This window comes from Streptomyces diversicolor (genome assembly GCF_057537855.1).
Map to the genome: position 1 here is coordinate 1 of NZ_BAAJXA010000057.1, position 12,836 is coordinate 12,836.

Genomic DNA, 12,836 nt, shown 5'->3' on the forward strand with positions numbered 1-12,836 from the left:
GGCCGGCTGCCGCGTTGTCGTGGCTGGTCGCGCAGTTCCTCGTGCTCCTTTGGGGGCGCTGGTGCCGTCGGGGACCTTGGCGCGTGGGGGTGGGACATTTGTCATGGTTGGGTTTGTACATGCGGCTCTGGCTGGGGTGGGGGCCGGTGCGTAGCGTCGTGGGGTGACACAGGGACGGCCGTGGATCGGGGCGAGAGCATGACGTGGTGGCGGGGTGTGGCGCGCCAGGTGGGCTGCCGGCGGGCGGCGCGTGCCCAGTGGCGGGCGGACATGGGGCGTTTTCAGGCCGGACAGCGGGCGGAGCCCGGGAAGGGGCATCCGGGGCCGCCGCCCACCGGCTTCGCGCTGCTGCCCTGGCTGCTGATGGGGATGGGCTCCCTGTCCAACCTGTTGCAGGGCCGGACCCCCAACCCGTGGATCGGCGGCCTTGGCCTGCTCACCTTCAACTCCCTCTACGTGTACGTGTCCTTCCGCTCCTTCGACCGGGCGAAGCGGCAGGAGCCGGCCACCCGGGTCGCCCTGGGTCTGATGGCCGTGGTGACCAGCGTCCTGGCCATCGGGTACGGGGGCAGCTGGCTGATGTTCTTCCCGTTGCTCGGCCTGGCGACGGGCGCGGCCCTGCGCGGTCCGTGGCTCGGCCGGGTGGGGCTGCTGCTGTCCGGGTACGCGGGCGTGGTGTCCTGGCTGCGCGGCGGGTCGGACGCCGTGACCATCGCCTACGGCACGTTCCTGTCCACGATGGTGACGGCCGCGATCCTCTCCCTGTCCGAGGCGGTGCGGGAACTGCGCGCCGCCCGGGAGGAGTTGGCCCGCCGTGCCGTGGAGAAGGAGCGGCTGCGCTTCTCCCGCGATCTGCACGATCTGCTCGGGCACACCCTGTCGGTGATCGTGGTGAAGTCGGAGGCGGCCCGCAGGCTGGCCCCGCGTGACCTGGACGCGGCGCTCTCGCAGGTCGGCGACATCGAGTCCGTGGGCCGGCAGGCGCTGACGGAGATCCGTGAGGCGGTGACCGGCTATCGGGAGGGCAGCCTGGCAGCCGAGCTGTCCCGGGCCCGCTCGGCGCTGTCCGCGGCGGGGGTGGACCCGGTGGTGCGGCAGTCCGGCACGCCGCTCGACCCGCAGACGGAGGCCCTGCTGGGCTGGGTGGTCCGCGAGGCGGTCACCAACGTCGTACGGCACAGCGGCGCGAACCGCTGCGAGATCGCCGTCGACTCCGCCGCGGAGCGGGTACGGCTCACGGTCACGGACAACGGCACCGGCACTGATATCGACGTGCCCTCGGAGGGCGTCGGCGGTACCGGGCTGACGGGGCTGACCGAGCGCCTGGCGGCGGCGGGCGGCGCGCTGCGGGCCGGCCCGTCGCCGCGCGGCGGCTTCACGGTCACCGCCGAACTCCCGGTAGGACAACGAGAATGGGCGGCAAGCGAGCTGGTCATGGCGCCCAGGGCGAGCTGACCGGCCGGCTCATGTCGTCGCTCCCCGAGGTGCCGCTGTCCCGGGCACCCGCCCCGCCGCCGGGCGATACGATCCGGTCGGCATGCCGAATGCCGTTCGATCGAAATGCCTCACCTATTCGGCAGCGAAATGCCGAACAATTGCCGGAAATACCGAGGCGGTTTTTCGGTGCGCTTCCCGGGGCCGTTGAATCCCGCCGCACCGTACAAGGCCGAGCCTTTGATACGGCGGCATTGGCTACGCTTGCGCCGTGACGAACATCCGCGTCCTGCTCGCCGAGGACCAGGGCATGATGCGTGGCGCTCTGGCCCTGCTGCTCGGCATGGAGAACGACATCGAGGTGGTGGCCCAGGTCTCGGCGGGCGACGCGATCGTGGACGCCGTACTGCTGCACCGGCCGGACGTGGCGCTGCTGGACATCGAACTGCCGGGCATGAGCGGGCTGGACGCGGCGGCCGAGTTGCGTGCGCAGGCGCCCGACTGCCGGGTGCTGATCCTGACCACGTTCGGCCGGCCAGGCTATCTGCGCCGGGCGATGGAGGCCGGGGCGGCCGGGTTCCTCGTCAAGGACGGGCCGGTGGAGGAACTGGCGGTGGCGATCCGGCGGGTGCTCACCGGGGAGACCGTGGTGGACCCGGTGCTGGCCGCCGCCGCGCTGAGCGCCGGGCCGAATCCGCTGACCGGCCGGGAGTGCGAGGTCCTGAAGGCGGCGGTGGACGGGGCGACGGTCGCCGACATCGCGGCGAAGCTCCATCTGTCGGAGTCGACGGTCCGTAACTATCTGTCCGCGGCCATCGGCAAGACGGGCACCCGCAACCGGATGGAGGCGGTACGCGAGGCTCGCCGCCAGGGTTGGCTGTGACGTTGCGCTCCGCGGTCCGGCGTACCACGCCATCGCACGGCTGCCGCGCCGTCGTGGCCGGTCGCGCCCGCGCGGCGGAGCCGCATATCAACACAGCCCCGCGCCTCTTCGAGGCGCGGGCGTACCGTACGGGAGAACGACAGAAATGGGTCTACAGGCCCAGGTCGGTCAGGCTCGGGTGGTCGTCGGGGCGGCGGCCGAGGGGCCAGTGGTACTTGCGGTCCTCCTCCTTGATGGGGAGGTCGTTGATGGAGGCCAGGCGGACCCGCATCAGGCCCTCGTCGTCGAACTCCCAGTTCTCGTTGCCGTAGGAGCGGTACCAGTTGCCCGTGTCGTCGTGGCATTCGTAGGCGAAGCGCACGGCGATGCGGTTGCCGTCGAAGGCCCACAGTTCCTTGATGAGCCGGTAGTCCTGCTCCCTGGTCCACTTGCGGGTGAGGAAGGCGACGATCTCTTCGCGGCCGTTGACGAACTCACCGCGATTGCGCCAGCGGCTGTCGGCCGTGTAGGCGAGGGCCACCCGCTCGGGGTCCCGGGTGTTCCACGCGTCCTCGGCAAGGCGGACCTTCTCGGTCGCGCTCTCCCGGGTGAAGGGGGGCACGGGCGGCTTCGCGGCCATGGTTTCTCCCAGACGTCACGGTTTCGGCATCCGGTGCCCGCCGGGGTCGCCCCGACCGCCGGACACCCCCGCGCCGACCGGCGCGTTCCGCTGTTCATTCCATACTGCCCCCTCACGGATCGCAACAGCCCCCAGCGAAACGGGTCGTACTACGCCGGGAGAGCCACAGCGGTGTCAGACTCGCGGCGTACCCCTGCGGGGAGAGCCCCAGCAGCGTCAGACCAGGGCCGTACTCCGCCGGGAGGCACAGCGGTGTCAGGCTCGCGGCGTAGTCCTGTGGGGGAGCCACAGGAGCATCAGGATTGCGGCCGCGAGGAGCATCAGGGTGCTCACGCGGAAGGCCAGGGCGTAGCCGTCGGTGAGGGCCGCCGGGGTCGGGGAGCCGGCGGTGCGGGCCGCCGCGATCGTCGACATGACGGCGAGCCCCAGCGAACCGCCCATCGTGCGTGAGGTGTTGATCAGGCCGGAGACCAGTCCGGCCTCGCCCGGCGCCGCCCCCGAGGTGGCCAGCGAGGCGAGCGGGGTCGCGGCGAGGCCGGCGCCGAGCATCATCAGGACGCCGGGCAGCATGATCTCCGTCGCGTAGGCCCCGTGCGGGGTCATCGCCGACTGCCAGCCGAACCCGGCCGCGGCCACCAGCGTTCCCGCCGCCGCCACGTTCCGCGGCCCGAGCACGGGCATGAAGCGCGGCGCGAGCTTCGAGCCGGCCACCACGGCCAGCGAGCTGGGCACCAGCGCGAGCCCGGCCTCCAGCGGCGAGTAACCGAGCACGTTCTGCGCGTACAGGGTCATGAAGTACCACATGGAGAACATCGCCGAACCGGACACGAGCATCGCCGCGTTCGCCGAGGCCACGGCCCGCTGCCGCAGCAGCCGCAGCGGCATGAGCGGGGCGGTCGCCCGCGCCTCGACCAGCAGGAACAGCCCGAGCAGCGCGAGTCCGGCGGCCAGCGGCAGCAGCGTGGCCGCGGCCGTCCAGCCCTCGGCCTCGGTCTGCACGATCCCGTACGCGAGCGTCGCGAGGCCCGCCGTGACCAGCAGCGCGCCCGGCAGGTCGAGCCGCCGCCGCTGCCCCGCCCGGCTCTCCGCGAGCCAGGCCACGGAGCCCGCCAGCACGACGGCGCCGACAGGCACGTTGATGAGCAGCACCCAGCGCCAGGACAGCACGTCGACCAGCACCCCGCCGACCAGGCCGCCCGCGGCGCCACCGCCGGCGCCCACCGCGGTCCAGGTGGCGACGGCCCGTGCCCGGGCGGGGCCTTCCGGGACGGCCGCGGTCAGCAGGGTCAGCGTCGAGGGCGCGAGCACGGCCGCGCCCAGCCCCTGCACGGCGCGCGCGAGCAGCAGTTGCCAGCCTTCCTGGGCGAGCCCGCCGCCCAGCGAGGCCAGCGTGAACAGCCCGAGCCCGACGAGGAACATCCGCTTGCGCCCGTACAGGTCGCCGGCCCGCCCGCCGAGCAGCATGAAACCGGCGAAGGCGATCGCGTACGCGTTCACGACCCATTGGAGTCCCGATCCGCTCAGCCCGAGGTCGGTGCGCATGGACGGCAGGGCCACGTTGACCACGGACACGTCCAGCACGACGAGGAACTGTCCGGCGCAGGCGAGGGCGACCACCAGCCAGGTGGGGGGCGCGGTCCGGCTGCGTATCGGGGCGGTGTCGGCGGCTTCGAGCATGGCTGTCATGTTCTCAAGCCGGTTACGGTCCTTGCATCGGGATTTCGGCCCACGTACGCGTGGGCCGGCCGACCTACATCGTCCCCCGTACGGCCGACGGTCCTGAACCGCCCGTACGGGGGGTGTACAGCCGTCGGTACTAGACCGCGCGTACGACGGTCACCACCGCGGCGCCGCCCAGGCCGATGTTGTGGGCCAGGCCGACCCGCGCCCCGGCCACCTGCCGCTCCCCCGCCCGGCCGCGCAGCTGCCACACCAGCTCGGCGACCTGGGCGAGGCCGGTGGCGCCCAGCGGGTGCCCCTTGGAGATCAGCCCGCCGGACGGGTTGACCACCCACCGCCCGCCGTATGTGGTCGCCCCGGACTCGACGAGCTTGCCGGACTCGCCCGGTCCGCACATGCCGAGCGCTTCGTAGGTCAGCAGTTCGTTGATGGAGAAACAGTCGTGCAGTTCCACCACGTCGACGTCCTCGATGCCGAGCCCGGCCCGCTCGTACGCCTGCCGGGCCGCCGCCCGTGACATCGGCTGTCCGACGACGTCGATGCTGGAGCCGGAGGCGAAGGACTCCTCGGTGTCGGTGGTCATGGCCTGCCCGGCGATCTCGACCAGCCCGGCCGACCCGTGCCGCTCGGCGAACCGCTCGGACACCACCACCAGCGCCGCCGCGCCGTCCGAGGTCGGCGAGCACTGGAGCTTGGTGAGCGGCCGGTGCACGGTGCGGGAGGCGAGCACGTCGGCGACGTCGTACACGTCCCGGAACTGGGCGTACGGATTGTGCGCCGAATGCCGGTGGTTCTTGGCGGCGACGGCGGCGAGCTGCGCCTCGGTCGTGCCGTACCGGTCCATGTGCTCGCGGGCCGCGGCGCCGAAGATCTGCGCGGTCGGCGGGGTCGCCTCGACGCCGTGCCGGGCGGCCAGCACGCCGTAGTGCCGGGCGACCGGGGAGGTGCCGAAGTCCGCGCCGTCGGCGCCGGTGCCGAGCGCGCCCCGTCGCATCTTCTCGAAGCCGAGTGCCAGCACGCAGTCGCAGCCGCCGCCCTCGACCAATTGGCGGGCCAGCATCAGCGCGGTGGCGCCGGTGGCGCAGTTGTTGTTCAGGTTGTAGACGGGTACGCCGGTCAGGCCGAGTTCGTAGGCGGCGCGCTGGCCGGCGGTGGAGGGCTGGAAGCAGTAGCCGACGGGAACCTGTTCCACTTCTGCGTAGGTGACACCGGCGTCGGCGAGGGCGGCGCCGCCTGCTTCCCGCGCCATGTCCCAGTACTGCCACGCACGGGTCTCGGGCTTCTCGAACCTGGTCATACCGACCCCGGCCACATATGCCTTCATGGCCCGTCAGAGTAGAACCTGTTCTACAAAGAAGCCAGCCTCACGGCGACCCTCGTCGACCTCCTGACGCCGCATCACATCACCATGAGAGGGTCAAGGATTTGTTAGGGAGCCGAAGGGACGGAATAGTTGCCCGTGCATACGAGGTTGTCCGAAGACCCACCCCGCGCGGTTCACCGACCACTTGACCACTTCCGGCCCGGAGGCCTCAGTCCATGACGCACACGAACGACCAGCCCGACCGGAGCGCGCGCGGGACCGTGGTCCCGGTGCTCGCCTTCGCGGGCATCGTGGTCGCGGTGATGCAGACCCTGCTCGTCCCCGTCATCAAGGACCTGCCGCAGCTGCTGGCCACCTCGCCCAGCAACGCCACCTGGGTCCTCACCTCGACGCTGCTGTCCGGCGCCGTGGCCACCCCGATCATGGGCCGCCTCGGCGACCTGTACGGCAAACGGCGCATGCTCATATCCAGCCTCGCGGTGATGGTGGTCGGAGCACTGATCAGCGCGGTCACCAGCCAGCTGCTCACGATGATCGTGGGCCGTACGCTCCAGGGCTTCGCGATGGGCGCGATCCCGCTCGGCATCGGCCTGATGCGCGACATGCTGCCGCGCGAACGGCTCGGCTCGGCGATGGCCCTGATGAGCTCCTCGATCGGCGTCGGCGGCGGCCTCGCGCTGCCCGCCGCGGCCCTGGTCGCCCAGCACGCGAACTGGCACGCCCTGTTCTACGGCGCCGCCGCGCTCGGCGCGCTCGCCATCGCCCTCACCCTGTTCGTCGTCCCCGAGTCCCCGATGCGCGCCCCCGGCTCCTTCGACCTGCCCGGCGCGCTCGGTCTGTCCGCGGGTCTGGTCCTGCTGCTCCTGCCGGTCACCAAGGGCAGCGACTGGGGCTGGTCCTCCGGCACCACGCTCGGCCTGTTCGGCGCGGCCGTCGTCGTGCTCCTGCTGTGGGGCCTGCTGGAGCTGCGCGTCAAGGCGCCCCTCGTCGACCTGCGCACCACCGCCCGCCGCGAGGTCCTGCTGACCAACCTCGCCTCGATCATGGTCGGCGTCTCCTTCTACGTCGTCTCGCTCGTCCTGCCGCAGCTGCTCCAGCTGCCGAAGTCCACCGGATACGGCCTCGGCCAGTCGATGGTCGTCGCGGGCCTGCTCGTCGCGCCGCTCGGCCTGACGATGATGTTCACGGCGCCCGTCTACGCCCGGCTGTCCGCCAAGTACGGCCCCAAGGTCACCCTGATCCTCGGCATGCTGATCATCGCGATCGGCTACGGCGCCGGCCTGGGCCTGATGAGCGCCCCCTGGCAGAGCCTGGTCATCGCGGTGATCCTCGGCGCGGGCATCGGCCTCGCCTACTCCTCGCTGCCCGCGCTGATCGTCGGCGCGGTCCCGGCGTCGGAGACGGGCGCGGCCAACGGCCTCAACACCCTGATGCGCTCCATCGGTACGTCCGTGTCGAGCGCCGTGATCGGCATGGTGCTCGCCAACACGGCGCACACCGTGGGCGGCGTCGCGGTCCCGACCATGCACGGCTTCCGCGTCTCGTTCCTGATCGCGACGGCCGCGGTGGCGGTGGGCCTCACGCTGGCCCTGTTCCTGCCGAAGCCCGACCGCGGGCCGCGGCTGCGGGCGAGCAGCGAGGAGGAGGCCAACCTGGAGCGCGCCGAGCGGGCGCTGCGCGGCTTCAGCGGCCGGGTCCTGGACGCCGACGGCGCCCCGGTCGCCCGCGCCAAGGTCACCCTGATCGACCGCAGGGGCCGGCAGGCGGGCGCCACCCTCTCCGCGGAGGACGGCAGCTACGCCCTGGCCGTGCCCGCCGGGGGCTCCTACGTGGTGGCGGCACGCGCCGCGGGCCACGGCCCCTACGCCTCCTCCGCCACCCACACGGGCGACGACCGACCGATCACCCTGGACCTGTCCCTACCGACCGACACCGTGAACGCCTGACACCCCAAGGGCGTCCGTCCCACCCCGGTGGAGCAGGCGCCCTGAAGGGGCGCGGGGAACTGCGCGCTCAACCACGACGGCGCCGCGGATACCCGACAAGGCAAGCACCCCGACCCCCAGCCAAACCCCCGGACGGGACGCGCGCTCAACCACGACGGCGCCGCGGATACCCGACAAGGCAAGCACCCCGACCCCCAGCCGAACCGAGAGGAAACCCATGCCCGCGGCGCCCGAGCCCGAGATTCTGGCCGCGTTCGAGGCGGCCAAGGGCTTCATGCCCAAGGACGAGGGGCTGGCGCTGTACGCGGCGGCCGTAGAGGCCGGCCGCCTGAGCCTCCCGCTCCTGGAGGTCGGCACCTACTGCGGGCGCTCGACGGTCCTGCTGGCGGACGCCGCCCGGCGATCCGGGGTCAGCGCGCTCACCGTGGACCACCACCGCGGCAGCGAGGAGCAGCAGCCGGGCTGGGAGTACCACGACCCGGAGACGGTCGACCCCGAGATCGGCCTGATGGACACGCTGCCCGCCTTCCGCAGGACACTGCACCGGGCGGGCCTTGAGGAGCACGTGGTCGCCCTGGTCGGCCGCTCGCCGCGGATCGCCGCCCTGTGGAACTCCCCGCTCGGGCTCGTCTTCGTAGACGGCGGCCACACCGACGAGCACGCCACGGCCGACTACGAGGGCTGGGCCCCATGGGTGGCCGAGGGCGGCCTGCTCGCCGTGCACGACGTGTTCCCGGACCCGGTGGACGAGTTCACCGGCCAGGCCCCGTACCGGATCTGGCTCAGGGCCCTGGAGTCCGGCGCGTTCACCGAGGTGACGGCGCACGGTTCGCTGCGCGTGCTGCGGCGAACGGGGACAGGGATCTGAGCACGGGCGCTCTCCGGACGCGGCCGGGGATCTGAGCCCAGGCGCTCTCCGGACGCGGCCGGGATGAGGTGGCCATCCGGGCCGTGAGGGTCCGCTGGGGCTTGGCCAGGGCGCCCCGCGCCGGATGCGGGGCCGGGCGGCGCGACGTCGACGCCCACTAGGGTGGCAGCCGTGTCGTACGTAGGCCCCGACTTCGAACCCCCGCAGCCGCGTCGCTCCCGGCGCCCGCTCACGGTGGCGCTGGCCGCCCTGGTGCCGGGCGCGCTGCTCGGCTGGCTCGTGTACCAGACGGTGGGCGGCTCGGGCGGCTCCGCCGCCGCGGGCGGCCCGTCCACACCCCCCGCTGCCACGGCCCCCACGTCCTCGGCGTCCGCCGGGCGCCCGGCGCCGTCGACGGGCGGTCCCTCGCCCTCCCGGTCCTCCCCGCGCGACGACGCCAAGCCGACGCCCGCGGGGACGGGCCCCGCCGGCTCCGGGCCGCTCGCGGGCAAGGTGATCGTCATCGACCCCGGGCACAATCTGGGCAACTTCCGCCATACGGCCGAAATCAACCGTACGGTCGATATCGGTACGAGCCGGAAGGAGTGCGACACGACCGGCACGGCCACCAATGACGGCTATCCGGAGGCGGAGTTCACCCTGGACGTGTCCCACCGGCTGCGCACGCTGCTGGAGCAGCAGGGCGCCACGGTGAAGCTGACCCACGACCGGGACGAGCCCCCGTGGGGGCCGTGTGTGGACGAGCGGGCGCGGATCGGCAACACCGCGCACGCGGACGCGGCCGTCTCGATCCACGCGGACGGCTCGGCGGCCGGCAACCGGGGGTTCCATGTGATCCTGCCGGGCTCGGTGCACGCCGGCGGCGCGGACACCCGTCCGATCGTCGGCCCCTCCCGTGACCTCGGCGAGCGGATCGCGGGCAACTTCGTGCACGCCACGGGCAGCGCGCCGGCCAACTACGTCGGCGGCGGCACCGGTCTCGTCACACGCGAGGACCTGGGCGGTCTCAATCTGTCAACGGTTCCGAAGGTCTTCATCGAGTGCGGCAACATGCGCGATAGCAAGGACGCGGCACTGCTGACCAGCGGCGCCTGGCGGCAGAAGGCCGCGGAGGGGATCTCTGGGGGAATCGTGAGTTTCCTGCGCGGGTAGGGCCTCGCGTACCCCACCGGGCGGACACCGTGATCGTACGGACGATAAGGTCGGCCCTACGATGAGGGGCCTCCCCCGCGCTTCGCACCAGCCCCCGAGGGCGCCACGGTGACAGCGACGCCTCCACTGACGACGAGACGACCTACGAAGGACCTGAAGTGAATATCCGCTCCCTCACTAGGGGCGACGGCGTGGTGATCGGAGCAGCGGTGTTGCTGTTCATCGCGTCGTTCCTCGACAACTACTCCTACGACGGGGTACCGAACAACATCGACCTGCCGAGCCTGTGGGCGAGCGGTCCGGTCCTGTTCAGTGTCGTGCTCGCGGGGATCATCGGCGCCGCGCTCCTCGTCGTCACCCGGCTGCTGCCGCAGGCCCCCAAGGTGGCCGGCCTCGACCTCGCTCCGTTCGGTGTGGCCTTCACGGTCTTCGCCGCGTGGAGCGCCCTCGGCAACGTCTTCGACCCGTCGGGTGCCACGGACAACCTGGGCAGCAACTTCAAGGGCCCGAGCGCCGGCATCGGACTCGTCCTCGCCCTCATCGCCACCCTGGTCATGGCGGCGGCGGCCATCGCCACCCCGCTGGTGCCCGCCCTGCAGGCCGGCCTGGTCCCGGCGCCCAAGCCGGCCGCGCCGCAGCCCTACGGCGCGCAGCCCCAGGGCGGTTACGGCTACCCGGGCGCCGCGCAGCAGCCGTACGGCGGGCAGCCGCAGCAGGGCCAGCCGTACGGCCAGCAGCCGCCGGCCCCGCAACAGCAGGCCCAGACCGCGGAGTTCTCGCCGTTCTGGTTCGCCGTGCCGGTACCGCGGCCGCTGTTCGCCGAGGACGGTTCGCCGGCCCCGATCGCCGAACTGGCGCCGGGCACCTGGTACCTGGCGGTCGAGCAGCGCGGGGCGCAGCTGGTCGCGCAGACCCAGGACGGCCGCCGGGGCGTGCTCCAGGACACCTCCGGCATCCAGCGCGGCTGAGCCGCCGCCGGTCCACGGCCGTCGCATCCGGCCCCTCGCCCTTCCGGGCGGGGGGCCGTTGCCGTACAGTCACCTCCGTTGTCTGACGGACCGTCAGGAGGCGGGGATGCGGCTCGGTCTGGCACTCGGCTACTGGGGGCGCGGCCCCCGCGCGGACCATGTGCCGCTGGCCCGGGAGGCGGAACGGCTCGGCTACGACTCGGTGTGGACCGCGGAGTCCTGGGGTTCCGACGCGTTCACCCCGCTCGCCTGGATCGCCGCGCACACCTCACGGATCCGGCTGGGTACGGCGGTCGCCCAGATGGCGGCCCGCTCCCCCACCACCACCGCGATGCACGCCCTGACCCTGGACCATCTCTCCGGCGGGCGGATGCTGCTGGGCCTCGGGCTGTCCGGGCCGCAGGTGGTGGAGGGCTGGTACGGCCGCCCGTTCCCGCGCTCGCCGCTGACCGCGACCCGGGAGTACGTCGATGTCGTACGGCAGGTGCTGCGCCGGGCGGCGCCGGTGGCCGCGGACGGCCGCTTCCACCCGCTGCCCTACCGGGGCCCGGACGCCACCGGCCTGGGCAGGCCGCTCAAGCCGATCACCCACCCGCTGCGCCCGGACCTGCCGGTGCTGCTCGGCGCGGAGGGCCCGAAGAACGTCGCCCAGACGACCCGGATCGCGGACGGCTGGCTGCCGCTGTACTGGGCGCCCAGCAGGCCCGAGGTGTACGGGCCCGCCGTCCACGACCTGCCCGAGGGCTTCCTGGTCGCCCCCATGGCGCAGGTCAGGGTGTGCGCCGATGTCGCCGAGGGGCTGCTCCCCGTCAAGGCCATGCTCGGCTTCTACATCGGCGGCATGGGGCACGCGGCCCACAACTTCCACGCCGACCTGATGGCCCGCATGGGGTACGCGGACGAGGCCCGGCGGATCCAGGAACTGTTCCTGTCCGGCCGTCGCGAGGAGGCCGTACGGGCCGTACCCGACGCGTTCGCCGACGAGATCTCCCTGGTCGGCCCCCGTGAACGCATCGCCGAACGCCTGGAGTCGTGGCGCAAGGGCCCGGTGACGGACCTCCTGGCCCTGACCTCGGACCCGCACACCCTGCGCACCCTGGCGGACCTCAACTCCTAGCCGCGGCGGGGAACACCGCTCCCGCGGGGGCGCGGGGAACCGCGCGACCGGCCACAACACCGCCGCGGCCGACGGGCGACGGCCTGGCCGCCAACTCCCCGTGCCCGTACGGGAGTCGGCGCTTGTTCAACTCTTGGCGCCGTTGACCAGTTGGGAGTTGGTCGGGACCTTGTCGTGCACCACGGCGCCGTGGCTCTTGCCGACGTCCTTCACCTGATCGATGACGGTGCTGTAGGAGTGGGCCGCCTGGTCGCTTGCGCCGTCGCCCCTGCGCAGCTTGGCCGGCAGGTCCCTGAGCCCCGCGATCCCCGCGCTGAGCGGGGCGAGTGCCTTGGCGAGCGCCGGATCGCCCTTGGCGTTGCGCACGGCCGCCTTCAGCCGGTTGTACGCGAAGGCGCCCGCGAGACCGGCCTTGACCAGGGACCTCTTGCGGTGCGGCGCGCCCTTCTTGAACTTGCCCTCCCTGGCGGGCTTGACGATCCACTGGTACGTCGCCCCGGCCGCGAGTCCGGCGTTCGCCACGAACCGGGTCTTGGCGAACTTCTGCCGTTCCGCGGACGTGGTGGGACTGGGCGTCGCGGCGACGATCACCGCCGCGTGCGTGTCCCGGGTGGCCCTCTGGCCGCTCCCGCAGGCGGTGGCGCCGGCCAGCAGGGCGCAGCACACGGTGAGTGCGACGACGAGGCGCCGCATCGGTACAGTCACGGGTTTTCCTCCGGGATGTTCTCCCCGAGCAGACGGTTCTGTCCCGACCGGAAAAAGGTCTCTCCCGGCAGCCTCACCCCCCGCCGCCGACTACGCCACTCGGGGGAGGACCGTTCAGTTTTCACCTTCTGCGTGGCGCT

At 72.6% G+C, this 12,836-nt stretch carries 11 protein-coding genes; 7 read left to right on the top strand and 4 right to left on the bottom strand.

The features are described 5' to 3' along the window. The first annotated feature begins 198 nt into the window (after window positions 1–198). Window positions 199–1,455: a sensor histidine kinase gene (locus tag AC27LF_RS40650; protein ID WP_479658164.1), complete on the top strand. Its 1,257-nt coding sequence runs from the start codon at window positions 199–201 to the stop codon at window positions 1,453–1,455. Between the two features lie 250 nt (window positions 1,456–1,705). Then, a complete protein-coding gene (locus tag AC27LF_RS40655; RefSeq protein WP_479658165.1) occupies window positions 1,706–2,317 on the top strand; it encodes a response regulator in 612 nt (203 codons plus the stop codon). Window positions 2,318–2,468: 151 nt separating this feature from the next. Here the strand turns inward: AC27LF_RS40655 and AC27LF_RS40660 are convergent, their stop codons facing one another. From AC27LF_RS40660 to AC27LF_RS40670, 3 genes are all read right to left on the bottom strand, one after another. Then, on the bottom strand, window positions 2,469–2,936 hold the full coding sequence (locus AC27LF_RS40660; protein WP_479658166.1) for a nuclear transport factor 2 family protein: 468 nt from the start codon (window positions 2,934–2,936) through the stop codon (window positions 2,469–2,471). Between the two features lie 255 nt (window positions 2,937–3,191). Continuing rightward, on the bottom strand, window positions 3,192–4,622 hold the full coding sequence (locus AC27LF_RS40665) for an MFS transporter (RefSeq protein WP_479658167.1): 1,431 nt from the start codon (window positions 4,620–4,622) through the stop codon (window positions 3,192–3,194). Between the two features lie 130 nt (window positions 4,623–4,752). Next, window positions 4,753–5,940, bottom strand: coding sequence for a thiolase C-terminal domain-containing protein (locus AC27LF_RS40670; protein ID WP_479658168.1), 1,188 nt, complete (start codon window positions 5,938–5,940; stop codon window positions 4,753–4,755). 215 nt (window positions 5,941–6,155) lie between these two features. Between AC27LF_RS40670 and AC27LF_RS40675 the strand changes: the two genes are divergently transcribed. From AC27LF_RS40675 to AC27LF_RS40695, 5 genes are all read left to right on the top strand, one after another. Next, window positions 6,156–7,886 carry an MFS transporter gene (locus tag AC27LF_RS40675; RefSeq protein ID WP_479658169.1) on the top strand — a complete coding sequence of 577 codons (1,731 nt, stop codon included), beginning with the start codon at window positions 6,156–6,158 and terminating at the stop codon, window positions 7,884–7,886. 217 nt (window positions 7,887–8,103) lie between these two features. Next, the gene (locus AC27LF_RS40680; protein ID WP_479658170.1) at window positions 8,104–8,754 is read left to right on the top strand and encodes a class I SAM-dependent methyltransferase; all 651 of its coding nucleotides are present in this window, start codon (window positions 8,104–8,106) and stop codon (window positions 8,752–8,754) included. A gap of 171 nt (window positions 8,755–8,925) precedes the next feature. Beyond that, on the top strand, window positions 8,926–9,906 hold the full coding sequence (locus AC27LF_RS40685) for an N-acetylmuramoyl-L-alanine amidase (protein ID WP_479658171.1): 981 nt from the start codon (window positions 8,926–8,928) through the stop codon (window positions 9,904–9,906). Window positions 9,907–10,064: 158 nt separating this feature from the next. Next, window positions 10,065–10,874: a DUF5336 domain-containing protein gene (locus AC27LF_RS40690; protein ID WP_479658172.1), complete on the top strand. Its 810-nt coding sequence runs from the start codon at window positions 10,065–10,067 to the stop codon at window positions 10,872–10,874. A 106-nt stretch (window positions 10,875–10,980) separates the two neighbouring features. Beyond that, window positions 10,981–11,991 (top strand): LLM class F420-dependent oxidoreductase, encoded by a 1,011-nt coding sequence (locus tag AC27LF_RS40695; RefSeq protein ID WP_479658173.1) that lies wholly within the window; start codon window positions 10,981–10,983, stop codon window positions 11,989–11,991. A gap of 126 nt (window positions 11,992–12,117) precedes the next feature. Here AC27LF_RS40695 and AC27LF_RS40700 read toward each other — a convergent pair whose 3' ends face one another. After that, entirely contained in the window at window positions 12,118–12,696 is a 579-nt protein-coding gene (locus AC27LF_RS40700) for a hypothetical protein (protein WP_479658174.1), read from the bottom strand. Window positions 12,697–12,836 lie beyond the last annotated feature (140 nt).

Coding starts and splice junctions, on each gene's coding strand:
- AC27LF_RS40650 (WP_479658164.1), top strand. CDS start 199: ATGACGTGGTGGCGGGGTGTGGCGCGCCAGGTGGGCTGCCGGCGGGCG.
- AC27LF_RS40660 (WP_479658166.1), bottom strand. CDS start 2,936: ATGGCCGCGAAGCCGCCCGTGCCCCCCTTCACCCGGGAGAGCGCGACC.
- AC27LF_RS40665 (WP_479658167.1), bottom strand. CDS start 4,622: ATGACAGCCATGCTCGAAGCCGCCGACACCGCCCCGATACGCAGCCGG.
- AC27LF_RS40670 (WP_479658168.1), bottom strand. CDS start 5,940: ATGAAGGCATATGTGGCCGGGGTCGGTATGACCAGGTTCGAGAAGCCC.
- AC27LF_RS40675 (WP_479658169.1), top strand. CDS start 6,156: ATGACGCACACGAACGACCAGCCCGACCGGAGCGCGCGCGGGACCGTG.
- AC27LF_RS40680 (WP_479658170.1), top strand. CDS start 8,104: ATGCCCGCGGCGCCCGAGCCCGAGATTCTGGCCGCGTTCGAGGCGGCC.
- AC27LF_RS40695 (WP_479658173.1), top strand. CDS start 10,981: ATGCGGCTCGGTCTGGCACTCGGCTACTGGGGGCGCGGCCCCCGCGCG.